Origin of the sequence: Pseudomonas sp. G5001 (genome assembly GCF_013385475.1) — a bacterium.
In the GTDB taxonomy this organism is placed as follows: Bacteria; Pseudomonadota; Gammaproteobacteria; order Pseudomonadales; family Pseudomonadaceae; genus Aquipseudomonas.
Genome location: NZ_JACAPZ010000039.1, coordinates 1 through 24,398, shown reverse-complemented (window position 1 = coordinate 24,398; position 24,398 = coordinate 1). Strand labels below are relative to the sequence as shown.

Annotated in this window: 19 protein-coding genes; 8 read left to right on the top strand and 11 right to left on the bottom strand. The window is 61.1% G+C overall.

Features of this window, described 5'->3' with window-relative positions; genetic code table 11:
• Positions 1-6: 6 nt before the first annotated feature.
• Positions 7-675: a signal peptidase I gene (lepB, locus tag HX805_RS27260; protein WP_008432435.1), complete on the bottom strand. Its 669-nt coding sequence runs from the start codon at positions 673-675 to the stop codon at positions 7-9.
• A gap of 160 nt (positions 676-835) precedes the next feature.
• Between lepB and HX805_RS27255 the strand changes: the two genes are divergently transcribed.
• Positions 836-1,387: a dihydrofolate reductase family protein gene (locus HX805_RS27255; protein WP_177117468.1), complete on the top strand. Its 552-nt coding sequence runs from the start codon at positions 836-838 to the stop codon at positions 1,385-1,387.
• Between the two features lie 256 nt (positions 1,388-1,643).
• Here the strand turns inward: HX805_RS27255 and cysS are convergent, their stop codons facing one another.
• Both cysS and HX805_RS27245 read right to left on the bottom strand, forming a co-directional pair.
• Positions 1,644-3,032, bottom strand: coding sequence for a cysteine--tRNA ligase (cysS, locus tag HX805_RS27250; RefSeq protein WP_177117467.1), 1,389 nt, complete (start codon positions 3,030-3,032; stop codon positions 1,644-1,646).
• Positions 3,033-3,052: 20 nt separating this feature from the next.
• Positions 3,053-4,753 carry a glutamine--tRNA ligase/YqeY domain fusion protein gene (locus HX805_RS27245; RefSeq protein WP_177117466.1) on the bottom strand — a complete coding sequence of 567 codons (1,701 nt, stop codon included), beginning with the start codon at positions 4,751-4,753 and terminating at the stop codon, positions 3,053-3,055.
• Between the two features lie 246 nt (positions 4,754-4,999).
• Here HX805_RS27245 and HX805_RS27240 point away from each other — a divergent pair, with 246 nt between their 5' ends.
• Both HX805_RS27240 and lpxH read left to right on the top strand, forming a co-directional pair.
• Positions 5,000-5,503 carry a peptidylprolyl isomerase gene (locus HX805_RS27240; protein WP_003211783.1) on the top strand — a complete coding sequence of 168 codons (504 nt, stop codon included), beginning with the start codon at positions 5,000-5,002 and terminating at the stop codon, positions 5,501-5,503.
• A complete protein-coding gene (gene lpxH, locus HX805_RS27235) occupies positions 5,500-6,249 on the top strand; it encodes a UDP-2,3-diacylglucosamine diphosphatase (RefSeq protein WP_177028448.1) in 750 nt (249 codons plus the stop codon). The genes HX805_RS27240 and lpxH overlap by 4 nt, the downstream gene beginning before the upstream one ends.
• Positions 6,250-6,382: 133 nt before the next feature.
• Here the strand turns inward: lpxH and HX805_RS27230 are convergent, their stop codons facing one another.
• From HX805_RS27230 to HX805_RS27200, 7 genes are all read right to left on the bottom strand, one after another.
• Complete coding sequence (locus tag HX805_RS27230) at positions 6,383-7,915, bottom strand: DHA2 family efflux MFS transporter permease subunit (RefSeq protein ID WP_003211786.1); 1,533 nt, start codon at positions 7,913-7,915, stop codon at positions 6,383-6,385.
• A 64-nt stretch (positions 7,916-7,979) separates the two neighbouring features.
• Positions 7,980-9,197 carry an efflux RND transporter periplasmic adaptor subunit gene (locus HX805_RS27225; protein ID WP_003211788.1) on the bottom strand — a complete coding sequence of 406 codons (1,218 nt, stop codon included), beginning with the start codon at positions 9,195-9,197 and terminating at the stop codon, positions 7,980-7,982.
• A 15-nt stretch (positions 9,198-9,212) separates the two neighbouring features.
• The gene (locus HX805_RS27220) at positions 9,213-10,676 is read right to left on the bottom strand and encodes an efflux transporter outer membrane subunit (protein WP_102605511.1); all 1,464 of its coding nucleotides are present in this window, start codon (positions 10,674-10,676) and stop codon (positions 9,213-9,215) included.
• Positions 10,673-11,146 (bottom strand): MarR family winged helix-turn-helix transcriptional regulator, encoded by a 474-nt coding sequence (locus tag HX805_RS27215; protein WP_003211792.1) that lies wholly within the window; start codon positions 11,144-11,146, stop codon positions 10,673-10,675. The genes HX805_RS27220 and HX805_RS27215 overlap by 4 nt, the downstream gene beginning before the upstream one ends.
• 145 nt (positions 11,147-11,291) lie before the next feature.
• Entirely contained in the window at positions 11,292-14,975 is a 3,684-nt protein-coding gene (locus tag HX805_RS27210; protein ID WP_177080522.1) for a translocation/assembly module TamB domain-containing protein, read from the bottom strand.
• Positions 14,975-16,702, bottom strand: coding sequence for an autotransporter assembly complex family protein (locus tag HX805_RS27205; RefSeq protein ID WP_102605509.1), 1,728 nt, complete (start codon positions 16,700-16,702; stop codon positions 14,975-14,977). The genes HX805_RS27210 and HX805_RS27205 overlap by 1 nt, the downstream gene beginning before the upstream one ends.
• Before the next feature lie 64 nt (positions 16,703-16,766).
• Complete coding sequence (locus HX805_RS27200; RefSeq protein WP_177117465.1) at positions 16,767-17,417, bottom strand: N-acetyltransferase; 651 nt, start codon at positions 17,415-17,417, stop codon at positions 16,767-16,769.
• Between the two features lie 202 nt (positions 17,418-17,619).
• On the opposite strand from HX805_RS27200, the gene xthA reads away from it, so the two are divergent.
• Positions 17,620-18,432, top strand: a complete 813-nt coding sequence (xthA, locus tag HX805_RS27195) for an exodeoxyribonuclease III (protein ID WP_003211800.1) — start codon at positions 17,620-17,622, stop codon at positions 18,430-18,432.
• A gap of 201 nt (positions 18,433-18,633) precedes the next feature.
• Positions 18,634-19,974 carry a substrate-binding domain-containing protein gene (locus tag HX805_RS27190; RefSeq protein ID WP_177080524.1) on the top strand — a complete coding sequence of 447 codons (1,341 nt, stop codon included), beginning with the start codon at positions 18,634-18,636 and terminating at the stop codon, positions 19,972-19,974.
• A gap of 139 nt (positions 19,975-20,113) precedes the next feature.
• Here the strand turns inward: HX805_RS27190 and HX805_RS27185 are convergent, their stop codons facing one another.
• Positions 20,114-21,343 carry an acyl-CoA dehydrogenase gene (locus tag HX805_RS27185; RefSeq protein WP_177080525.1) on the bottom strand — a complete coding sequence of 410 codons (1,230 nt, stop codon included), beginning with the start codon at positions 21,341-21,343 and terminating at the stop codon, positions 20,114-20,116.
• Positions 21,344-21,493: 150 nt separating this feature from the next.
• On the opposite strand from HX805_RS27185, the gene HX805_RS27180 reads away from it, so the two are divergent.
• The 3 genes from HX805_RS27180 to HX805_RS27170 all read left to right on the top strand — a co-directional run bounded on the left by HX805_RS27180 (position 21,494) and on the right by HX805_RS27170 (position 23,801).
• Positions 21,494-22,423 carry a LysR family transcriptional regulator gene (locus HX805_RS27180; protein ID WP_003211805.1) on the top strand — a complete coding sequence of 310 codons (930 nt, stop codon included), beginning with the start codon at positions 21,494-21,496 and terminating at the stop codon, positions 22,421-22,423.
• A 67-nt stretch (positions 22,424-22,490) separates the two neighbouring features.
• Complete coding sequence (locus tag HX805_RS27175; RefSeq protein WP_102369517.1) at positions 22,491-22,889, top strand: MerR family DNA-binding transcriptional regulator; 399 nt, start codon at positions 22,491-22,493, stop codon at positions 22,887-22,889.
• A gap of 12 nt (positions 22,890-22,901) precedes the next feature.
• On the top strand, positions 22,902-23,801 hold the full coding sequence (locus tag HX805_RS27170) for a hydroxymethylglutaryl-CoA lyase (RefSeq protein WP_177009129.1): 900 nt from the start codon (positions 22,902-22,904) through the stop codon (positions 23,799-23,801).
• Positions 23,802-24,398: the final 597 nt, after the last annotated feature.

Below are 24,398 nucleotides of genomic sequence, written 5' to 3'. Positions count from 1 at the left end.
AGCCCACTAGAGTATCGGCGCGCCAAATCGACCCAATCGTGGCATCCAGTGGTCCAGGATCTGCGCTGACGCCAGGATATGGTGGGCGTGCCCGATCAACAGCCGACGCGGCACAAACCCGATATAGCGGGAGTCATCGCTGTTATCGCGATTGTCGCCCAGCATGAAGTAACTGTCGGCAGGCACCACCACCGGGCCGAAATCGCGCAGCGCCCGTACTGTCGGCATGAACTGCACCGTGCGCTGGCTGCTGTTCGCACGCTCCGTCACCTTGATACCCGGAACTGTTTGGCCAGGCGCGATGGGCTCGCTGATGTCCTGCCCATTACTGTAGGTGGCCGGCGTACCGTTGACCCACAACACCTCGTCGCGCATTTCCAGGGTATCGCCGGGGATACCGACAATGCGTTTGATCAGGCGCGTGCCGTCCTTGGGCGAGGAGAACGTGACGACATCTCCGCGCTGGGGGTTATCCAGTCTCGCCAGGGAAATATCAGTGAGGGGCAATTTGAGGTCGTACGCAACGCGATTGACCAGCACCACATCGCCCTCAAGCAACGTCGGGCGCATGGAACCGGACGGGATGGGATTCCAGTCAGCCAAGGAGGTGCGGAAAACCCCGAAGCACAGCCAGAAAATGATCGCGTAACGGTAGCGGATTAACCAACGGCGCATAGATCCTCGCAATACGAAAAGGCACACCGGCCTGCGCCGGGTACCCACGGTGATTTTTGGCAATGCTCGCTTATTGCATCGGAAGATTAAATTAACATTAGCGTTGCCGACCCATGACAGTCGATATTTTCAAGCACACAGAAAAGGAGTTTCACGCCCCATGGATAGCAAATGTTCGGTCTTTATCGCAGCCAGCGTCGACGGCTTTATTGCCAGGCCAGATGGTGATATCGAGTGGCTCCATCGCCCTGAGTACGAAGGGGCCGAATTGAACGGCGTGACCTATGAACACTTCATCGCCACCGTGGATGCGCTGGTGATGGGCCGCAAGACCCTGGAAAAAGTGTTGTCCTTTCCGGAGTGGCCCTATGAGGGCACGCCGGTCATAGCACTCTCTCACCAATCGGTTGAGCTACCTGCAGCTTTGAAGGGCAAGGTTGAGGTGGTGAGCCAGGATGTCACCAGCCTCGTGGCAGCGTTGGCCGAGCGCGGGATGAAACACCTGTATATCGACGGAGGCCAGACGATTCAGGCGTTTCTTGAGGCGGGTTTGATCGACGAGATGATCATCACGCGTATTCCGGTTGTGCTGGGCCAGGGGATCCCCTTGTTCAGCCAGTTGGGTGGCGAGCATGAGCTACGGCATATCGGCACGTATGCGTCGGATAACGGGTTTGTTCAAAGCCGGTATGGGGTCGGTGGCAAGCGCTGATGCTCAATGAGCGATTGGGTTGAATCGAGGTGTCTGTATCGCAGGCAAGCCAGCTCCCACATTAAGCAGCTATGCGCTTGATCTTGAACCGGCCTGATCTGTCCTTGAATGTGTCAACTATGTCCCCGCACAGGCGTCCGGCCCGTGGTCCGCTGCAAGCGCGGTCGCCATAGCCGCCAATACCCGAATAACGGATAGACAGGCCAAAAAAAACGCCCCGAACCAGTCGGGGCGTTTTTCATTCAGCAATCACCAATCAAGCCTGATCAGCCAACCGCCACGTCGTCCCGCCCTTCCCGTCTTCCAACACCACACCCATCGCGGTCAGTTGGTCACGGATACGGTCAGACTCCGCCCAGTCCTTGTTGGCCCGGGCAGTCAAACGTGCCTGGATCAGCGCATCAATTTCAGCGGCATCCACACGCCCTTCAGCGCCCGCCTGCAGGAAGTCATCGGCTTCCATCTGCAATACGCCCAGCACGCTCGCCAGCTCTTTCAAACGTGCGGCAAGCCCCGCCGCTGCGTCGAGATCGTTCTCGCGCAGGCGGTTGATCTCGCGCACCATTTCAAACAGCACCGCGCAGGCTTCAGGCGTACCGAAGTCGTCGTTCATCACTTCGGTGAACCGCGCGACAAACGCTTCGCCGCCCGCAGGCGCCACGGAGGGCAGGCCTTTCAACGCGTGGTAGAAACGCTCCAGGGCGCCCTTGGCGTCCTTGAGGTTGTCTTCCGAATAGTTGATCGCGCTGCGGTAATGGCTCGACACCAACAGGTAGCGCACCACTTCCGGATGGTACTTTTCCAGCACGTCGCGAATGGTGAAGAAGTTGTTCAAGGACTTGGACATCTTCTCGCCATTGATGCGAATCATGCCGCAGTGCATCCACGCGTTGGCGTAGGTCTTGCCGGTGGCCGCTTCGCTTTGGGCGATTTCGTTTTCGTGGTGCGGAAACTCAAGGTCGCTGCCGCCGCCATGAATGTCGAAGGTCTCGCCCAGGCAGCAGGTGGACATCACTGAGCATTCGATGTGCCAGCCCGGGCGCCCGGCGCCCCATGGCGACTCCCAGCTCGGCTCGCCGGGCTTGGTGCCTTTCCACAGCACGAAGTCCAGCGGGTCTTGCTTGGCTTCGTCGACTTCGATCCGCGCACCGATGCGCAGGTCTTCGATTTTCTTGCGCGACAGCTTGCCGTAGCCCATGAACTTGGCGACGCGGTAGTACACGTCGCCATTGCCCGGGGCGTAGGCGTAACCCTTGTCGATCAGGGTCTGGATCATCGCGTGCATGCCCGGGATATGGTCCGTGGCGCGCGGTTCCATGTCCGGCTTGAGGATGTTGAGGCGTGCCTCGTCCTCGTGCATCGCAGCAATCATGCGCTCGGTCAGCGCGTCGAACGACTCGCCGTTTTCGTTGGCGCGATTGATGATCTTGTCGTCGATGTCGGTGATGTTGCGCACATACGTCAGGTCATAACCGCTGAAACGCAACCAGCGGGTCACCAGGTCGAAGGCAACCATGCTGCGGCCGTGGCCGATGTGGCAGTAGTCGTACACGGTCATGCCGCACACGTACATGCGCACCTTGTTGCCATCCAGCGGCTTGAAGACTTCTTTGGTCTTGCTGAGTGTGTTGTAAATCGTTAGCACGACAGTTCCTTAAAACAGAATCACTGGCCCCACGAATCACGCAAGGTCACGGTACGGTTGAATACCGGAGCACCGGGTTTCGAGTCCTTGATATCCGCGCAGAAGTAACCTTCGCGCTCGAACTGGAAACGGTCTTCCGGCTGTGCGTTGCCAAGCGATGGCTCGGCACGACAACCCGTGAGAACTTGCAGCGAGTCAGGGTTGATGTTGTCCAGGAAACTGGCACTGTCTTCGGCCTTCTCGGGATTCGGCGAGCGGAACAGGCGATCGTACAGGCGCACTTCGCACTCGACGCTGGCCGCCGCCGGCACCCAGTGCACCACACCTTTGACCTTGCGGCCTTCCGGGTTCTTGCCCAGGGTGTCCGGGTCGTAGGAGCAACGCAGTTCGACGATGTTGCCATCGGCGTCCTTGATCGCTTCGTCGGCACGGATCACGTAGCTGCCGCGCAGGCGCACTTCGCCGTTCGGCTCCAGGCGCTTGTAGCCTTTTGGCGGCTCTTCCATGAAGTCATCGCGGTCGATGTAGATTTCACGGGCGAACGGCAGCTTGCGCACGCCGAGTTCTTCTTTCTGCGGATGACGTGGCAGTTCGAGGTTTTCGACCTGGCCTTCCGGGTAGTTGGTGATCACCACCTTCAACGGACGCAGCACGCACATGGCGCGCGGGGCGTTCGCGTCGAGGTCCTGACGGATGCTGAATTCGAGCATGCCGTAGTCGACCACGCCGTCGGAGCGGTTGGTGCCGACCATCTCGCAGAAATTGCGGATCGATGCCGGGGTGTATCCACGGCGGCGGAAGCCCGACAGCGTCGACATGCGCGGGTCGTCCCAGCCAAACACGTGCTTTTCATCGACCAGTTGCTTGAGCTTGCGCTTGCTGGTGATGGTGTAGTTCAGGTTCAGGCGGCTGAACTCGTACTGACGCGGGTGCGCCGGTACCGGCAGGCTGTCGAGGAACCATTCGTACAGAGGACGGTGGCTTTCGAACTCCAGGGTGCAGATGGAGTGGGTGATGCCTTCGATGGCGTCCGACTGACCGTGGGTGAAGTCGTAGTTCGGGTAGATGCACCACTTGTCACCGGTCTGGTGGTGATGGGCGTGGCGGATGCGGTACATGATCGGGTCGCGCAGGTTCATGTTCGGCGAGGCCATGTCGATCTTGGCACGCAGTACACGGGCGCCGTCCGGGAACTCACCGGCGCGCATGCGGTTGAACCAGTCCAGGTTCTCTTCCACCGAACGGTCGCGGAACGGGCTGTTCTTGCCCGGCTCGGTCAGGGTGCCACGGTATTCCTTGGCTTGCTCCGGGGTCAGGTCGTCTACGTAGGCCTTGCCGGCCTTGATCAACTCGACGGCCCAGTCGAACAACTGGTCGAAATACTTGGAGGCATAGCGCACTTCACCGGACCATTCGAAGCCCAGCCACTTGATGTCGCTCTCGATGGCGTCGATGTATTCCTGGTCTTCCTTGGCCGGGTTGGTGTCGTCGAAACGCAGGTGCGTGACGCCACCGAACTCCTGGGCCAGGCCGAAGTTCACACAGATCGACTTGGCGTGGCCGATGTGCAGGTAACCGTTGGGCTCAGGCGGGAAGCGGGTGACGATCTGCGTGTGCTTGCCCGAATCCAGGTCCGCCTGGATGATCGGGCGCAGGAAATTGACCGGGACGGCAGGTCCGGCCTTGGAATTCGAGGTAGGGTCGACAGTGGGCTTGCTCATAGGATCCTTGAACAGACGAAGTACTTGGCCGGGTGAGGCCGACAAACAAAGGGCTTATCATAGCCGATGCTGTCAAGGCCCTGACAGAGCGTGGCCAAAAACTGCTGCATTTATTGCATGGGCGGTAAAAAACCACCTCGAAATTCCCGCAGGTCACGCTAAACTGCGCGCCTTGGCTGCCGTTTTTGCCAAGCAGGTAAGGCGCAAAACGCCCAAACCCACGAATTCCTTGAAAGAGTAGTGAACATGACTCAAGTCAAACTGACCACCAACCACGGTGACATCGTCATCGAGCTGAACGCCGAGAAAGCGCCGATCACCGTCGCCAACTTCATCGAGTACGTTAAAGCCGGCCACTACGAAAACACTGTTTTCCACCGTGTCATCGGCAACTTCATGGTCCAGGGCGGCGGTTTCGAGCCTGGCATGAAAGAAAAGAAAGACAAGCGTCCAAGCATCCAGAACGAAGCGGACAACGGCCTTTCCAACGACAAGTACACCGTCGCCATGGCCCGTACCATGGAGCCGCATTCGGCCTCCGCGCAGTTCTTCATCAACGTCGCCGACAACACCTTCCTGAACCACAGCGGCAAGAACGTGCAGGGCTGGGGCTACGCGGTATTCGGTAAAGTCACCGAAGGCCAGGACGTTGTCGACAAGATCAAGGGTGTGCAAACCACCGGCAAGGCAGGTCACCAGGACGTTCCGGTAGAAGACGTTATCGTCGAGAAAGCCGAGATCGTTGAGTGATATTGCTGATTTCAGATTTGCATCTGGAAGAGGAGCGCCCGGACATAACCCGGGCGTTTCTGGATTTACTGCACGGCCGCGCCCGTTCCGCCCAGGCGTTGTACATTCTGGGGGACTTCTTTGAAGCCTGGATTGGCGACGATGGGATGACGCCCTTCCAGCGTTCGATTTGCCTGGCCCTGCGCGAGCTGAGCGACAGCGGCACCCAGATTTTCATCATGCATGGCAACCGGGATTTCCTGATCGGCAAGGCGTTCTGCAAAGCCGCAGGCGCAACCTTGCTCAAGGACCCGAGTGTGGTGCAACTCGCAGGCGAGCCCGTGCTGTTGATGCACGGCGACAGCCTGTGTACCCGCGACCTTGGCTATATGAAGCTGCGGCGCATCCTGCGTAACCCCATCACGCTGTTCATCCTGCGCCACCTGCCCTTGCGCACGCGGCACAAGCTGGCGCGCAAGCTGCGCAGTGAAAGCCGCGCGCAGACGCGAATGAAGACCAACGACATTGTCGATGTAACGCCCGAGGAAGTGCCGAGGGTGATGCAGCAGTTCGGCGTGCGTACGTTGGTGCATGGCCACACCCACCGCCCGGCGATTCACAAGTTGCAGATTGGCGAGCAAGCGGCCAAGCGCATTGTGCTGGGGGATTGGGACAAGCAAGGGTGGGCATTGCAGGTGGATGAGCAAGGGTTTCAACTGGCGGCGTTTGACTTCGTCAATCCGCAGTTGGCCTTGCCTGGCGCCTGATCCTCAGACACAACACCCATCAAATGTGGGAGCTGGCTTGCCTGCGATAGCATCACCTCGATGCATCTGATGTACCGAGGTGCCTGCATCGCAGGCAAGCCAGCTCCCACATTGACCGAGTTCGGTCTTTCGATCAGTGGCCAGAAGCCTCCGGCCCCGCCTTCGCTGCAAACGGCGGTTTCGCCAGCCATACAATCACGATCAACGCCATGAACATCCACCCCAGCAACGTGAAGTAATCCACGGTGGACATCATGTACGCCTGGCTCGTCAGTATCTGGTCCAACTGCGCATACGCCTTGTGCCCTGCCCCGCCGAGCGCCTGCAAGGCGTCCCGGGTGGCCGAGTCGTAGGTGGTCATGTTTTCGCTCATGTAGGCATGGTGCTGGTCCGCCCGGCGAATCCAGATCCAGGTGGTCAACGAGGCCGCAAAGCTGCCGCCCAAGGTCCGCAGGAAGGTCGCCAGGCCAGCGCCGTCGGCGATTTGCGCCGGCGGCAGGTCGGACATCAGGATGCTCAAGGTCGGCATGAAGAACAGCGCTACGCCGATCCCCATGAACAACTGCACCAGGGCGATGTGCGTGAAGTCCACTTCATTGGTAAACCCGGCGCGCATGAAGCAACTCAAGCCAATCGCCAGGAACGCCAGCCCGGCCAGCAGGCGCAGGTCGAACTTGTGCGCATATTTGCCCACGAACGGCGACATCAACACCGGCAGAATCCCGATCGGCGCCACCGCCAGGCCCGCCCAGGTGGCGGTGTAGCCCATCTGGGTTTGCAGCCATTGCGGCAGGATCAGGTTGATCCCGAAGAAACCCGCGTACCCGAGTACCAACACAATCGTGCCGATGCGAAAGTTGCGATAGGCGAACAGCCGCAGGTTGACCACCGGGTGCTCGTCGGTCATTTCCCAGATCACGAACACCGCCAGGGCGACAGCCGAGATCACCGCGCCGATGATGATGAAGTTCGACTCGAACCAGTCCAGGTCGTTGCCCTTGTCGAGGATGATCTGCAAGGCGCCGACGCCGACGATCAGGCTGAGCAAGCCGACGTAGTCCATCGGCTGGTAGCTGGTGACCACCGGGCGTTTCTTCAGTTGCGAGCGCACCACCATCACGGCAAAGATGCCGATGGGTACGTTGATAAAGAAGATCCACGGCCAGCTGTAGCTGTCGGTAATCCAGCCGCCGAGGATCGGCCCGGCAATCGGCGCCACCACCGTGACCATCGCCAGCAACGCCAGGGCCATGCCACGCCTGGCGGGGGGATAGACCGCGATGAGCAGCGTCTGGGTCATCGGGTACAACGGGCCGGCAACCAGGCCTTGCAATACCCGAAAGCCGATCAGCTCGGGCATCGAGGTGGAAATACCGCAGAGAAACGAGGCCAGCACAAACAGGATGGTGGCCCACAGAAACAGCTTCACCTCGCCGAAGCGACGGCTCAGCCAGCCGGTCAGCGGCAGCGCGATGGCGTTGCTAACGGCAAACGAGGTGATGACCCAGGTGCCCTGCTCCGAACTCACGCCGAGGTTGCCGGAAATCGTCGGCAGCGCCACGTTGGCGATGGTGGTGTCGAGCACCTGCATGAAGGTCGCCAGGGACAGGCCGATGGTGGCCATCAGCAAGCTGGGCGGCGTGAAGGAGGCGTTAGCGTTACTCATCGCGAATCCTGTGCAACATGATTGGCGCTACGGCCGCCGGGGCCGCAGCTGATGGATTGGCGAATCAGCGCTGGGCAGCCTTGGGAGCGGCGACGCTGTTGTCATGGATCAATTGGGTGATCATCGCGTCGGCTTCGGCCAACTGGCGGTCGTAAACGTTGGTGGTGAACGACGCCTTCTGCGGCGCCTGCTGGGCCAGTACCGGGCCGCTCTGGTCGTGCAGGTCGACGTCGACCACGGTGGACAGGCCCACCCGCAGCGGGTGCTTGGCCAACTCATCGGCGTTCACATGGATACGCACTGGCACCCGTTGCACGATCTTGATCCAGTTACCGGTGGCGTTCTGCGCCGGCAGCAAGGCAAACGCGCTGCCCGTGCCCGCGCCGAGGCTGTCGACGGTGCCGCTGAATTTCACGTCGCTGCCGTAGATATCGGATTCGATATCCACCGGCTGGCCGATACGCATATTGCGCAGCTGGGTTTCCTTGAAGTTGGCGTCGATCCACAGTTGATCCAGCGGGATCACGGCCATCAGTGCAGTACCCGGCTGGACCCGTTGGCCCAATTGCACGGTACGCTTGGCCACATAGCCGGTCACCGGTGCGATCAGGGTGCTGCGGGCGTTGGTCAGGTAAGCCTGGCGCAACTGTGCGGCGGCAGCCTGCACGTCCGGGTGGGACGAAATCACCGTGTCATCCACCAGGGCGCTGCTGGTCTTGAACTGTTGCTGCACGTTGGCCAGGGCGTTTTGCGCCGAGGTCAGGTCGTCACGGGCGTGGGACAGTTCTTCCTGGGAAATCGCCCCGCCGGCAGCGAGGTTCTTGCGTCGGTTGTAGTTGTCCTGGGCCTTTTGCACGTTGGCTTGTTGCGCCAGCACCTGGGCTTTCATGCCATCGACGTTGCTGTACAAACCACGCACCTGGCGCACGGTGCGGGCCAGGTTGGCCTGGGCACTTTGCAGGCCGACGGCCGCGTCGTTGGGGTCGAAGTTGATCAGCACCTGGCCTTCATGCACCAGGTCGCCGTCGTCAGCGCCGATGCTCACCACGGTGCCGGTCACCAGCGGGGTGATTTCCACCACGTTGCCGTTGACGTAGGCGTCGTCGGTGCTTTCGCTGAAGCGACCATACAATTCGTACCAACCCCACACGCCCAAGGCGCCGAGGATGACGATCAGCGCCAGCACAAACAGCATGACTTTGCGTTTGCGCGGATTGCTGGTGTTGGGTTGTTCAGCCTTGTTTGTTTCAGGAGCGTTGTTGCTGGTTTCGGCAGTGGCCATGACAAGTACCTTGAATTATTCAGTGCGCGTGGCTGGGGTGGTCGAGGCCACGTTATCGGCGTGGAAACCGCCGCCCAGGGCCTGCATCAGTTGAATCGAAAGATCGATTTGCTCGGCATTCAGGGTGGCCAACTGACGCTGGGCCTGGAGCAGTTGCTGTTCGATGCTGAGCACGTCCAGATAATTGCCGATACCTGAGCTGTAACGCTGGACGCCGGTGTCGTAGGACTGCTGGGCAATGTCAGCGGCGTGTTGCTGGGCCTGGATCTGCCGGCCGGTCTCGCGCAATTGCGAGAGTGTGTTGCCGATATCGCCCAAGGCTTGCACCAGGGTTTTGTTGTACTGGGCCACGGCCAGGTCGTAGTCGGCGTCGCGAGCGTCGAGGTCGGCGCGCAGGCGGCCGCCGTCGAAGATCGGCAGCGAGACGGTCGGCGCAATGCTGAAGAAGCGGCTGGCCGAACCAAACATCGCATCCCCCAGCAACGACTCGGCCCCGGCGCTCGCGCTCAGGTTGAGGTTGGGGTAGAAACGGGTCTTGCTGGCCGCGATGTTCTTGCTCGCCGCCTCCACCCGCCAGCGTGCGGCGATCAGGTCCGGGCGACGGCCCACCAGCTCGGCAGGCAACACCGAAGGCACCGCAACCGCGCTCGGCTTGAGCACGTTGGGGCGTACCAGTTCGCTGCCACGGTCCGGGCCTTTGCCGAGCAACACCGCGAGGGCGATCTTGGCGCTCTGCAGTTGTTTTTCCGCATCGATCAGTTGCGACTGCGAGCTGGCTTCCAGGCTTTCGGTTTGCTGGTACTGGTACTGGCTGTCGATCCCGGAGTTCAGGCGACGCTGGCCCAGGTCGAGCATCTGCCGGGTGCGCTTGAGGTCATCATTGGCCAGGTCACGCACGATATGGGCCTGGCCCAGGTCGCTGTAGGCCTTGGCGACGTTGGCCGCCAGGGTCAGGCGCGCGGCCTGTTGGTCGACTTCGGCCGCGCGGGCCTGGCCCAGTGCGGCTTCCCAGGCGGCGCGCTGGCCACCCCACAGGTCGAAATTGTAATTGAAGCTGGCACCGATGTTACGCACGGTGGCGTAGGCATCGCCCTGGCCCAACGGGTCCTGGTCCTTGGCCAGGCGCGAACGGCTGACACCGGCGCTGGCATCCAGGGTTGGCATGCGCTCGGCGTCGGCAGCATAGGCGGCGGCTTCGGCCTGGTGGGCGCGGGCGCTGGCCACTTGCATGTCGGGGCTGTTCTGCAGGGCTTCCTGGATCAGGCCGTCGAGCTGTGGATCGCCAAGGCCTTTCCACCAGTCGGCGGTGGGCCAGGCAGCGGTGGACAGGGTCACGCCGCTGAGGGATTTGCCGGTTTGCAGGTTATTGGCTTCGAGGCGTTTGCCTTCTGTGTTCAAGCCGCTGAAATTGGCACAACCGGCCATAGTCATGGCCACCAGCACAAGGCTGAGGCCGGCACGCAAGGAGCGATTGTTCATGCACTACCTACCCGCTGAATGGTGATGGGGTCACCCGCAGCTATCAGAATTTTCTTCAGGATTTTTTCCAGGGTTTGCAATTCACCCGGCTCCAGGGCGCCCGCCAACTGGTTCAGGGCCTGGGCACCGATGTGCGGCAGCATGTCGGCCACGCGCTGGCCTTCGGCGGTCAACACCAACTGCACCTGGCGCCGGTCCTGCTCGGAACGCTTGCGCGCCAGCAGGTCCTTCTGTTCCAGGCGGTCGAGCATGCGGGTCATGGAGCCGCTGTCCAACGACAGGTTGCGGCACAGCTCGGCCGGGGTGTCGACGCCGTACTGGGCCATGATGATCAACACCTTGAACTGCGCGGCCGTGATGCCGTGGGGTTCCATGTGGGTGTCGATGATCTTGTCTTTGAGCAGCGCAGCCCGGCCCAGCAGCAGGCCGAGGTGGCAGTTGTGGAAGTTTTCGGGGGTGAAGTGCTTCATCGTGACCAGCCTATTAACTGCCTAAGCAGTGAATGTGTGACACGATGTTACTGCCTAGGCAGCGAATGTCAAACGAATAGTTAGGTTGCTTGCTAATTAGCGGATAAATGGTGGGAGCCAGGCTCCCACCATTACCGTGGACGGATCAGAAATCGCGCTTGTAGAAAATATCCAGGGAGCTGGCCACACCGCTGGCCACTTCCAGGTACACCTTCTTGCTCAGCAAATAGCGCAAGGCGATGGTGTTGGCCGGCTCGAACACCCCCACGCCATAACGCAGGCTGAGCTTCTCGGAGATCTTGCCGCTGGCCACCACGGCGGTGTTGTTGCCACTGCCCTGGGTGTCCAGTTCAAAGTCCTGGATGCCCAGGTTCTTGGCGATGTCCGACGTGACCCCGGCACTGCCCATCAACCCAAGACCCAGCGCCGCTTCGGCCAGCATGTTGTTGTCCTCACCGTTGGTGGTGCGCGAACGCCCCAACACCAGGTACGACAATGCATCCTCTTGGGCCATGGCCGGCTCCGAGAAAATTTGCGTAGTCGGCTGCTCGGCACTGCCGCTCAGACGAATACCGGCGGTGACGGTCCGGGACGGCTCGGTGGTGATCCGCACAGCCTCAATATCCAGGAACGGCTGGTCGATCGGCCCGGCAAACAGCAATCGCGCGCGGCGCACAGTCAGGCGTTGGCCGTAGGCACGGTAGCGGCCGTCGTTGAGCCACAGTTCACCACGGGTGTCCATGTTGTCGCCGATGTGCACATGGCCTTGCAGGTTGGCGGTGAGGCCAAACCCGGCGAAGCTCAGCTTGTCCTTGCCTACCTCCACATCGATGTCCATCGCCATGGCCATCGGCGGCTTGCCTTCTTCGGTCTGGCTGCCGACGATCACCGTGTCATCCGAGACCTTGACCGTCGATGGCGGCAATTCCCGCACGGTGATCTCGCCCTTGGGAATCTGCACCTTGCCGGAGATCGCCAGCTTGTCGTTCTTCATGCTGATCTTCAGGTCGGGCGCCACCTCCAGGGCCGCGTAGGGCTCCACGGTGACCGGCAGCTGCGTGCCTTGCAGCGCGATATCCACCGCCAGGGCCTGGCCCCAGTCGATCTGCCCCTTGATAGTGCCCTGCCCGGCCTTGCCGCTGCGCCAGCCGCCATTGAGCTGCACGCTTTCGCCGGCAATCAACGCCTGGATATTCAGGCCTTCAATGCTGGTGGGCAGTTCCGGGCCGGAGATTTCGCCTCCCACCAGGTTGACGCTGCCGTTGACCTGAGGCGCCAGCAGGCTGCCGCCGATTCGCCCGTTACCGTTGAGCTTGCCGTTGAGCTTTTCGACCATCGGCACAAACGGCCGGGCGACCGCAAGGTCGAGGCCGGTCAGGGTGAAGTTGCCGGTGATCGGTTTATTCTTCGCCAGCGGATTGAGCTGCGCCTGCAACAGCAATTCGCCGAGCTTGCCGCCACGGAAATTGAGCTGGGTGTCGATGCGCGTGGGGTTGAGGGTGGTTTCCAGCTTCAGCGTGTCGTAGGGGAAATCCAGCCACTGGTCCTTGTCCTTGACCCGCAGGGTACCGCCGCTGGCGTCCACCGAGACCACGCCTTTGGGGCCGCTGGCCGGCAGGTCGAGCTGCACGTCGGCATTGAGCTTGCCCTGCCAGGCGAAATCCTTGGGCAACCACTGCGCCAGGCTGTCGATCGGGAACTGCTTGAGGTGGTAACGCAGCTTCGGCTCGGGCATCAGGCGCTGGTCTTCGCCGCACAGGCTCGCCGGGCCGGAGACCCAGCAATGGGCAGCAAAGGTCAGCTTGCCGTCGGCCAGGCGTTCGATTTTCGCCGGTGCTTGCAGCTTCCAGTCCTGGCCACCGGCTTGCACATCACCGCTGGCCAAGCGCCCGCGCCAGTTGCCTTTGTCGAGATTGCCGTCCAGGGCCAAGGCCAGCTTGAGCAACGGGCCGGCCAGGTCGAGCTGGACTTTCTGGCTTTTGATATCGCCCTGGGCGCTGGCACTGAAGGTGCCGAGCTGGGTGTCACCGGCCTGGATGCCACTGCCTTTCAGGTCGACTTTGGCGCGCTGGGCATTATCCAGGTTCGCGTCCAGGGTCAGGTTTTGCAGGCGGTTATCTTCAAACGCCAGTTGCTGGCCAACCAGGTTGAGCTTGCCTTGCGGCGCTTTCAGGGTGCCGGCGACGTCGAGGCGACCATTCATCTGCCCGCGCAGTTGCGGCCAGAGCTGGGCGAGGCGCGTCAGCTTGATGTCGATCTGCCCGGCAAGGCGCTGTTGCAGGCTGCCGCTGCCATAGATGCGGTTGTCGCCGAGGCGAATGTCCAGGGTGCCGAGGGTCCATTGCTCGCCTGCGCCTTCGGCCTTGGCCTGGAGCACGGCAGGTTGGCCACGCAGACGGCCCTTGAGGTCGAGGTCGGCATTGAGCTTGAGTTGCTCGTTCTTCATTTCGCCCTTGCTGCGCAACGGGCCCGCGAGGGTGCCGGGCAACTCCGCGACCCAATACGCCGGGTTGATCGCCGACAGGTCCAGCGCCGTGTCCCAGGCGATGCCATCGGCAAATTGCAGGTTCAGGTGGCCTTCGGCCTTGCCCTGACCAGCCGCGAGTTTCAACTCGGGGAGGAACACTTGCTTGAGGTCGCCACTGAACGGGCTGGCCAGGCTGAACTTGCCCGCAGGGCCGTCGAGGTCGGCCTTGAAGTTGCCCAGATAGTTGCCGTCCTTGTAGGAAACTTCACCATTGAAGGTACGCAAGGCCACCTGGGGTTCGTCGATCACGGGGTACAGGCGATGCCACGGGAAATCCAGCCAGTCGATTTTCGCGTCGGCGCTGAAGCCTTGCTGCCAGTCCAGATTGGCACTGAGCTTGAGGCTTTGTTTGTCACCGGCATTCAAATCCAGCCCGGCGATCTGCGCGCCCTTGGCGTCGACCTTGCCTTGCAGCAGCAGGTCCACCGGGCCTTTTTCCGCGGGCAGTACGGCTTTGCCCAGCAACTGGTAACCGTTGCTCAGGTCGCCCTTGGCGGTCAGGTCCAGCTGATTGAGTTGCAGGGTATCGGGCAAATCGGCGCTGGGTTTGAAGCCGTCGGCGGTGATGTGCAACTGCGCCGGCAGGTTTTCCACCAGCGGTTGCAATTCGCCGCTGAGCTTGGCCGGCAGGTAGCCGCTGCTGTCGGCGTCGAGCTTGAGGGTCTTGAGCAAATCGCCATCGACCTTGAGCGCCAGCGTCCAGGGCGCACCGCCCGGCGCGTAAGGCAGGCTCAGGTTGCCGCTGGCGGCCAGCGGCCAATTGCCGGTGGGTTGCAGCAGGCCGGACAGGTCAAGGACCAAACCGTCCCGTTGCAGGTGCACCGAATCGATCTGCATCCCGGCGGCAGTCCAGTGCGCCGCCAGCTGCAGGCCCTGGAGCTCTTCGCTGCCATTGAACAGCAGGCTGCCAACGCGGATGTCACCCAACTGAAGGGCGACCGGCAGTTTCAGGTCCGGCAGGGTAATCGGGCCGCTGCTTTCTTCGGTGCCGGGTGGAAATTGCAGGCTCACCTGCTCCACATCCAGTTGGTTGATGCACAAGGTCATGCGCATCAAACAGGCCGGCGACCAGTCGAACTTTGGCGACTGAAGCTCCACGCGGCTGCTGTCCTGCTGCCATAACAGATGGTCGGCACTCCACTGCCCGGCCAGGCGACCCTGGAAATTCTCCACGGTCAAACCCGGCACCTGGCCCAGCACCCACCGGCTGCCGGCTTGGGTACCCAGCACCGTCCACAGTGCCAGCACTATCACCGCGAGGACCGCCAGAATGGCCAGCCCCGCTATTTTCAAACCACGCATCACAGCTCAGGCCCCATGGAAAAGTGCAAACGAATGCCGCCCGGATCTTCGAGGGCATGGGCCAGGTCGAGGCGGATCGGGCCAACCGGCGACACCCAGCGCACACCCACACCCACGCCGGTTTTCAGGCTTGGCATTTCCAGGGTGTTGAACGAGTTGCCTTGGTCGATAAAGGTCGCGATCCGCCATTTTTCGGCGATGGAATATTGGTACTCGGCGCTCAGGGCCACCATGTAGCGGCCGCCGATGCGGTCGCCGCGATCATTTTCCGGGGACAGGGTCTGGTACTCGTAACCCCGCACGCTCTGGTCGCCACCGGCAAAAAAGCGCAACGACGGTGGCACGGATTTGTAGCCGTTGGTGGCACTGCCACCAAACTGCGCCCGGGCCAGGAAGCGGTGGTTGTCCCACAGGGTGGTCAAGCCCTTGATGGTCGCCGTGCCGTAAAGCAGGTTGGTGTCGGAACCCAGGCCTTCCTTGGCGACCTTGGCGTCGAACAGCAGGCGATAGCCGTTGTGCGGGTCGATGCGGTTGTCGCTGCGCAGGTAGGAATAACTGATGCCGGGCATCAGCAGCGTACTCAGGCCCGAGTCGTTGCCCAGGCGATATTCTTCGCGCTGCCATTTGAGCGAGATCACCCGCGTCCAGCCGCTGGGCAACTTGCTGTGCCACTCGGGGCCGAGGGTGAGCAGTTTACTCAGGGTGTCGGTGTTGGCGATTTCTTCATTCTGGTAGCCGCCGGCAAAGCGCAATTTGTCGGTCAGTGGCGGGTCCATGGGAATGTCGTACCACAACCCGACGTTCTGCCGAGGCGCGGAAAGCTCGGCTTCCCAGCCATAACTGTGGCCCTGGGGGTTGACCCAGTGGCGCGTCCAGTTGGCCTTGCCCCGCGGGCCGACATCGGTCGAGTAACCGAGGCCCAGGCCCATGGTGCGCGGCTTGCGGGTTTCCAGTTGCACGGCCACCGGGATCACGTCATTGGTCGAGGCCGCCGGGGCGGCGTCCACGCGCACGCCTTCGAAAAAGCCGCTGGATTGCAGGTTCTGGTTGAGTTCGGCGATCAGTTCGGAGTCGTAAGGCGCGCCGCTCTTGAACGGCACCATGCGTTGCAGCAGGTCTTCATCAAACGGCGTGTCGCCGGCAAAGCTGACCTTGCCCAAGGTGTAGCGTGGGCCACTGTCGTAAATGAGTTCGATATCGGCCACCCCCGCCTTGGGGTCGACCGAGAGTTTCTGGCTGGTAAAGCGCCCGCTGAAAAAGCCGTAGCGTGACGCCTGGTTCTGGATGACGCGCTTGGCGTCTTCGTAGTTGCCGTGGTTGAGCACGGCGCCGGATTTGAGTTGGTCGCTGGCGGGCACGCGAAAGGCCTTGAGGTCGGCGGCCTGGCCGTCGACCCGAATGGTCACATTGCGCAAATGCACCGGTTCGCCGGGGTCGATGGTGAGGATCAGGCGCGGGTTCTTGCCGCCCTTCACATCGCTGGCAATCTGCGGTTGGTAGTAGCCCAGCGCCTGGGCGGCCTTGCGGGCTTGCTCCTCGGCGCCACGGCTGAACCGCAGCAGGGCTTCTTCGTCACGATCGCCGACCCCGCCGATATAGCCTTCGATGTTGGCTTTCAACGCGTCGTTTGAAGGCTTGATGCGCACATCCAATTCGCTTTGCGCCAAGGCGCTGCAGCTCGTGAACAGCAGAATCAAGCCGCTGGTAAATCTTCCTGGAAACTTCATAGGCCGGGATGCTACACGAGCTTGGGAGCGAGTTAGAACCCGGATTTGTCTGAATAATTCTGTCTTAAACCGTTGCAGCCTGTAACACCTGCGGATTTGCGTGAAAGAACACGTGTTCCAGTACCGGTCCTACAGCGACCTCGCCGATCTCTTCATAGCCCTGGCGCTTATAGAATTCCAGATAGCGAGAATTCCCCGTGTCCAGCACCACGCCCGAGGAATGCGGCTCTTCGGCGCACCAGTTGTGCACCGCTTCCAGCAGTTGCTCACCGTAGTGCTTGCCCTGGAATTGCGGGTGAATCCCCAGCAACGGCAGCACATGCACCGAATCCGAGGGCAGGCACGCCAGCACTGCCTGATGGTATTCCAGATAACGCCGGGTACCGCGCACACCGGTACTCAGCCACATGCGCAACTGCCAGGCCCAGCTTTCGGTGATGCCCAGGCGGCGGGTCGGTGGCGCGATCAGGGCGATGCCGATCAGCCGGTCGTTGACCAACAGGCCAATCGCCGGGAGTTTCTGGAAGAAGTGCTGCTTGACCAGTTCACGCACCGTGGCGCGCACCCGCTGTTCGTAGCCGGGACGTTCGGCTTCGAAGATGTAGGCGAACGTCGGCTCATGGCGATAGGCCTGGTACAACAGCGAACGGGCTTCGCGGGAATAGCCGCTGTCGAGCATGTGGATCTGGGCGATGGCAGTCGAGGTGTCAGGCATAACAGTGAATCTCCCCTGGGCGCTGACTCAAAAGGTCGCGCTCTTGTTATTACGAACGTCTGCGGCACTGTTTCGTTCAGTGTAGCCACCGGACGCCGCTTCGTAGCCCAAGCAGCCTTGTGCCTCGGCAGCTGCTACAAGGCTGGCTCCCGTCCTACATTGTCGGCTAGCATCGCCCTTTTGCCAGACTGGACCGCCGACCATGAAAATCGTGTCTTTCAATATCAACGGGCTGCGCGCCCGCCCTCATCAGCTGGCGGCACTGATCGAGAAACACCAGCCGGACGTGATCGGCCTGCAGGAAACCAAGGTCCACGACGACCAGTTCCCGCTGGATGAGATCAAGGCCCTCGGCTATCACGTGTATTACCACGGGCAGAAAGGCCACTACGGTGTTGCCCTGCTCTCGCGCCAGGAACCGCTGGCGCTGCACAAAGGCTTTGCCAGTGACGAAGAAGACGCCCAGCGCCGGTTTATCTGGGGCACCTTCGCCGACGCCAACGGCAACCCGATTACCATCATGAACGGCTATTTCCCACAGGGCGAAAGCCGCGACCACCCCACCAAGTTCCCGGCCAAGCAGCGCTTCTACGAGGACCTGCAAACCCTCCTGGAGTCGCAGTTCAGCAATGACCAGGCCGTGGTGGTGATGGGGGATGTGAATATTTCCCCGGAAGACTGCGACATCGGCATCGGTGCCGACAACGCCAAGCGCTGGCTGAAGACCGGCAAGTGCAGCTTCCTGCCGGAAGAACGCGAGTGGATGGCCCGCCTGAAGAACTGGGGCCTGGTGGACAGCTTCCGCCACCTCAACCCGGATGTGGCAGACCGCTTCAGCTGGTTCGATTACCGCAGCCGTGGTTTTGAAGACGAGCCAAAGCGCGGGCTGCGGATCGACGTGATCCTGGCTTCCCAGGGCTTGCTGCCCCGGGTGAAGGATGCCGGTGTGGACTATGACCTGCGCGGCATGGAAAAACCCTCCGATCATGCACCGATCTGGCTGGAATTGAGCTGATTTCTTAACAGCAGCGCCGTTAAATGTGGGAGCGGGCTTGCTCGCGAATACGGTGTGTCAGTCACCGGATACGTCGACTGACACACCGTATTCGCGAGCAAGCCCGCTCCCACACTTTTTGACGGCGTGATGCCGGTCATATTGCTGAAACCTCTCTGACTTAATCTCGCGGCACTCCCTTTGGCTTGAGAAGGTGCCGGCATGATGCTGCGCGTTCTATCCCTGCTGGCCCTGCTCAGCGCATTTCCCCTCGCCGCTTTTTCCACCCCTCTGCCCTTCCCCGAACATGGCCCGGCCTTGCGCATCCAGGGTTCCAACACCATCGGCGCGGCACTTGGCCCGGCGCTGGTCAAGGGGCTGATGGAGCAACAGGGGCTGCAAGCGGTGCACAGCGAGCCATCTGACCAGGCCAACGAACAGCACATCGTCGGCAAGACTCGCCAGGGCCAGAAGGTGACGGTGGAAGTGGCGGCCCATGGTTCCAGCACCGGGTTCGCAGCCCTGAAAAACGCCAGCGCCGACCTCGCGGCGTCTTCCCGGCCGATCAAGGACAGCGAACTGGTGGACCTCGAAGCCCTCGGCGACCTGAAAAGCCCCGACGCCGAACAGGTCATCGCCATTGACGGGCTGGCGATCATCCTCAACCCACGCAACCCGTTGGGGACGCTGAACACCGCGCAACTGGCGCAGATCTTCAGCGGCGAAGTCTCGACCTGGGAACAACTGGGCGGCATCGGTGGCCAGATTCACCTGTACGCGCGGGATGATCAATCCGGCACCTATGACACCTTCAAGGAACTGGTGCTCAGCCGGCGCGGCAAGTCGTTGGATGGCGGCGCCAAGCGCTTCGAATCCAGCGAGCAGTTGTCGGATGCTGTCAGCCATGACCCCCAGGGCATCGGTTTTATCGGATTGCCCTATGTACGCCAGGCCAAGGCGGTGGCCATCGTCGATGGCGACTCGCAGCCGATGTTGCCGCTGAACAGTTTGATCGCCACCGAGGACTACCCACTGTCACGCCGGTTGTTCTTCTACCTGCCACCTGTTGCACAAAACCCCTGGGCCAAGGCCCTGGTGGACTTTGCACAAAGCAGCAAGGGCCAGGCGATCGTCGCCGCCAACGGTTTTATCGCACAGCAGGTGCAGGCCATGGCGGTGGAGCCACGGGCGCCGATGCCCGGGGATTACCAGGCGATTGCCCGACAAGCGCAGCGCCTGACGGTGAATTTCCGGTTTGAGGAAGGCAGTGCCAGCCTAGACAACAAGGCGCGCCAGGACCTGATGCGGGTAGTGGCTTATATAAAGAGCCACGGCAAGCTGGACAAGCAGGTGACGCTGGTGGGGTTTGGGGATGCCAAGAGTGATGCGCAGCGGGCGGCGCTATTGTCGAAGTTGCGGGCGATGGCGGTGCGCCGGGAACTGGTTAAAAGCGGCGTGGTGCTGAGGGACATTCAGGGGTTCGGTGCCGAGATGCCGGTGGCGGCAAATACGGCAGATGAGGGACGGATCAAGAATCGGCGGGTAGAGGTTTGGGTGTATTGAGGACGCGGAGCGTCCGGGGCAGCATTCCCACGCAGAGCGTGGAAACGATCAACTGGCCTCATCGCGGCAAGCCCGGCTCCCACAGTTGGCTGCATTCCCCTGTGGGAGCTGGCTTGCCTGCGATGAAGACACCTCGGTTTTACTGCCCGCTGCGCATCATTTCCCGCGGCACATACTTGCCGATCTCGAATTTGCCGATTGCTGCGCGGTGCACTTCGTCCGGGCCATCGGCCAGGCGCAGGGTGCGCTGCATGGCGTACATGTAGGCCAGCGGGAAGTCATTGGATACGCCGGCGCCACCGTGGATCTGGATGGCGCGATCGATCACCCTCAACGCCACGTTCGGCGCCACCACCTTGATCTGGGCGATTTCGCTTTTCGCGACCTTGTTGCCCACGGTGTCCATCATGTAGGCAGCTTTGAGGGTCAGCAGGCGCGCCATGTCGATTTCCATCCGCGAGTCGGCGATCTTGTCGATATTGCCACCCAGGCGGGCCAGCGGCTTGCCGAAGGCGGTACGGCTGACGGAACGCTTGCACATCAGTTCCAGCGCGCGCTCGGCCATGCCGATGGAACGCATGCAGTGGTGAATACGGCCCGGACCAAGGCGCCCCTGGGCAATTTCAAAGCCCCGGCCTTCGCCCAGCAGGACGTTTTCGTACGGCACGCGGACGTTATCAAACAGCACTTCGGCGTGGCCATGGGGTGCGTCGTCGTAGCCGAACACCGGCAGCGGGCGCACGATCTTCACACCGGGCGCATCCACCGGTACCAGGATCATCGAGTGCTGCTGGTGACGCGGCGCATCCGGGTTGCTCAGGCCCATGAAGATCAGGATCTTGCAGCGCGGGTCACAGGCGCCGGAGGTCCACCATTTTTTACCATTGATCACCCACTCGTCGCCGTCGCGTTCTGCACGGGCGGCCATGTTGGTGGCGTCGGAGGAAGCCACGTCCGGCTCGGTCATGGCAAATGCCGAGCGGATTTCGCCGCGCAGCAGCGGTTCGAGCCAGCGCTGTTTTTGCTCTTCGTTGGCGTAGCGCACCAGCACTTCCATGTTGCCGGTATCCGGTGCCGAGCAGTTGAACGGCTCCGGCCCCAGCAAGGAGCGGCCCATGATTTCGGCCAGGGGTGCGTATTCCAGGTTGGTGAGGCCGGCGCCCAATTCGGATTCCGGCAGGAACAGGTTCCACAGGCCTTCGGCTTTAGCCTTGAGCTTCAACTCTTCCATGATGGCGGTGGGCTGCCAGCGGTCACCTTCGGCAACCTGGCGTTCGAACACAGGCTCGGCCGGGTAGACGTAGGCATCCATGAACGCGGTGACGCGTTCACGCAGTTCCTGAACCTTGGGCGAATAGGCGAAATCCATGGGCAGCACCTTCTCAATGGAGGTTGTTGAGGTCATGAATCGATGCTAGAACAGCGTTGATAATTTACCTAGCCTATTCTCGGCGTGTATTAACATTCATCACCGATATATGATCGGCGTATGGACACCTAACAATAAGAGCGCAGCGAAATGAATCTGAGCAAGGTCGACCTCAACCTCTTCATCGTCTTTGACGCGATCTACACCGAAGCCAACCTGACCCGCGCCGGGCAGATTGTCGGGATTACTCAACCTGCGGTGTCGAACGCTCTGGCCCGCCTGCGGGAGACCTTCAACGACCCGCTGTTCGTGCGCACAGCCCAAGGCATGGTGCCCACGCCCATGGCCCAGAACATCATTGGCCCGGTGCGTAACGCGCTGTCGCTGCTGCGGGTGTCGGTACAGGAAAGCCGGATCTTCAACCCGCAACAGGCGGCCAAGACCTACCGCATCAGCATGACCGACCTCACCGAAGCGGTGATTCTGCCGCCGCTGTTCCAGCGCCTGCGCCGCCTGGCACCGACGGTGGTAATCGAGAGCTTCCTGTCCAAGCGCCGGGAAACCACCAAGGAACTGGCGGCCGGTCGCCTGGACTTCGCCGTGGATGCGCCGCTCAACACCGACCCGCAAGTGCGCCACGTCAAGCTGATGGAAGACCGCTACGTGTGCGCCATGCGCAAGGGCCATCCGATGGCGGGCAAGGACAAACTGACGCTGGATGACTACCTGTCGCTGACCCACATTCATATCTCCAGCCGGCGCAACGGCCTGGGCCATGTCGACCTGGCGCTGGGCAAGATGGGCCTGCAACGCAAGATCGCCCTGCGCTCCCAGCACTACCTGATGGCCTCGCAGGTGCTGCAGCAAACCGACATGGTAATGACCGTGCCGGAGCGCTTCGCACGGCGCCATGAACTGCACTGGTTCAACCTGCCGGTGAATGATGTGCCGATGGTGGAAACCCATCTGTACTGGCATGAAAGCACCGACCAGGATCCGGCCAACCGCTGGATGCGCGAGCAGATGATCGAGTTGTGCCAGCAGGTGACGGCCCATGAGAAGAAGCTGGACAAACTGTAGGAGCGAGCTTGACGTTAACGTCAACCAGCCATTAGCTTAACGCTCAAGACACTCCTTGAGCGCCCTCATGAGCACGACCTACAGCATCTCCGACCTCGCCCGCGAGCTCGACATCACCACCCGCGCCATTCGCTTCTATGAAGAACAAGGCCTGCTGTCCCCGGAACGCCGGGGCCAGGAGCGCATTTATTCGCCCCGCGACAAGGTCAGCCTGAAGCTGATCCTGCGGGGCAAGCGCATCGGTTTTTCCCTGGCCGAGTGCCGGGAACTGATCGAACTCTACGACCCTACCAGCGGCAACCAGAAACAGCTGCACAGCATGCTGGCGAAAATCGCCGAGCGCCGCGAGCAGCTGGAACAACAGTTGCTCGACATCGAACAGATGAAGCTCGAACTGGACACCGCCGAAGAGCGTTGCATCCAGGCGCTGGAACAGACCATTCAGGGCCAGGTTGGCCATTCATAAAAGGTAGCTGCCATGTCCCTCCCCTCTCATGTGCGCCTGGTGGAAGTGGGCCCCCGCGACGGCCTGCAGAATGAAGCGCAACCCATCAGCGTCGCCGACAAGGTGCAATTGGTGGACGCCCTGAGTGCCGCCGGCCTGGGTTACATCGAAGTCGGCAGTTTTGTGTCGCCCAAATGGGTACCGCAGATGGCCGGGTCGGCCGAGGTGTTTGCGCAGATCCAGCGCAAGCCGGGCGTGACCTATGGCGCGCTGGCGCCAAACCTGCGGGGTTTTGAAGATGCACTGGCGGCGGGCGTTAAAGAAGTGGCCGTATTTGCGGCGGCTTCCGAGGCGTTTTCCCAGCGCAATATCAACTGCTCCGTCAGCGAAAGCCTGGAACGCTTCGTGCCGATCATGGCCGCGGCCAGGCAGCATGGTGTGAGTGTGCGGGGTTATGTGTCGTGTGTGTTGGGTTGCCCTTATGAAGGTCAGGTCGCGCCGGAACAGGTCGCGGCAGTCGCTCGCGAGCTGTTCGCCATGGGCTGCTATGAGGTGTCCCTGGGCGACACGATTGGCACCGGCACTGCAGGCGCAACACGCCGGATGTTCGAGGTGGTCGGCGCGCAGGTGCCACGGGACAAGCTGGCCGGGCACTTCCATGACACCTATGGCCAGGCCATCGCCAATATCTACGCCAGCCTTGAGGAAGGTATCCAGGTGTTCGACAGCTCTATTGCGGGCCTCGGCGGGTGCCCCTATGCCAAGGGGGCCAGCGGTAACGTTGCCACTGAAGATGTGTTGTACCTGCTCAATGGCTTGGGCATCGAGACGGGTATCGACATGGACAAGCTGATTCTGGCGGGTCAGCAGATTTGTACGGTACTCGGCCGCCCCACCGGTTCGCGCGTGGCGAAGGCTCGCAGTGCCGGTTGAGTAGTGCGCTTGTGACGATGTGTTACCTCGCGGCTACACATCGGGTAACACGGGAACATATTTTGTCGCATTTCCTGAAGGAAATTTCTCGCCCAAAAATCAAGCCATTGATTTTAAAGGACTTTATAAAGTTGGCACGGCTTCTGCTATCTCTATTGCATAACAAGAATAAAAAGCACCAAACCTAATAAAAATAAGACGTAACGACTCTGACATAACAAAAACAACACGGCAGAGACGCAGCTAACAGATTTTTTTGGAGAAGATGTGCTTCGCAGGGTACGGCTTGCCGAAACCCGCAACCGGATAGAGAAGAACAAAAAACTACCTCAAGGTAGCTACCCACTGGTTGGATCGCGTGCGAAGAAGCAGATCAGCGCTCAAAAAAATACGTTTGCTCTTGACCCCGGATGGGGGTCGCCAAAAACAGCGGTAAAGGGCCACGGTTGCCAAAAACAACAATAGACCGCCCCTCAATAATAAAAAAAGAGCACGCAACGACAAATTAAAGGGGACCTTCGGGTCCCCTTTGTGCTTTCTCGGGGAAGGTGATTTGCGTGTATATCCGTTTTTTGGGTGATGGCTGAGATTGGTTCC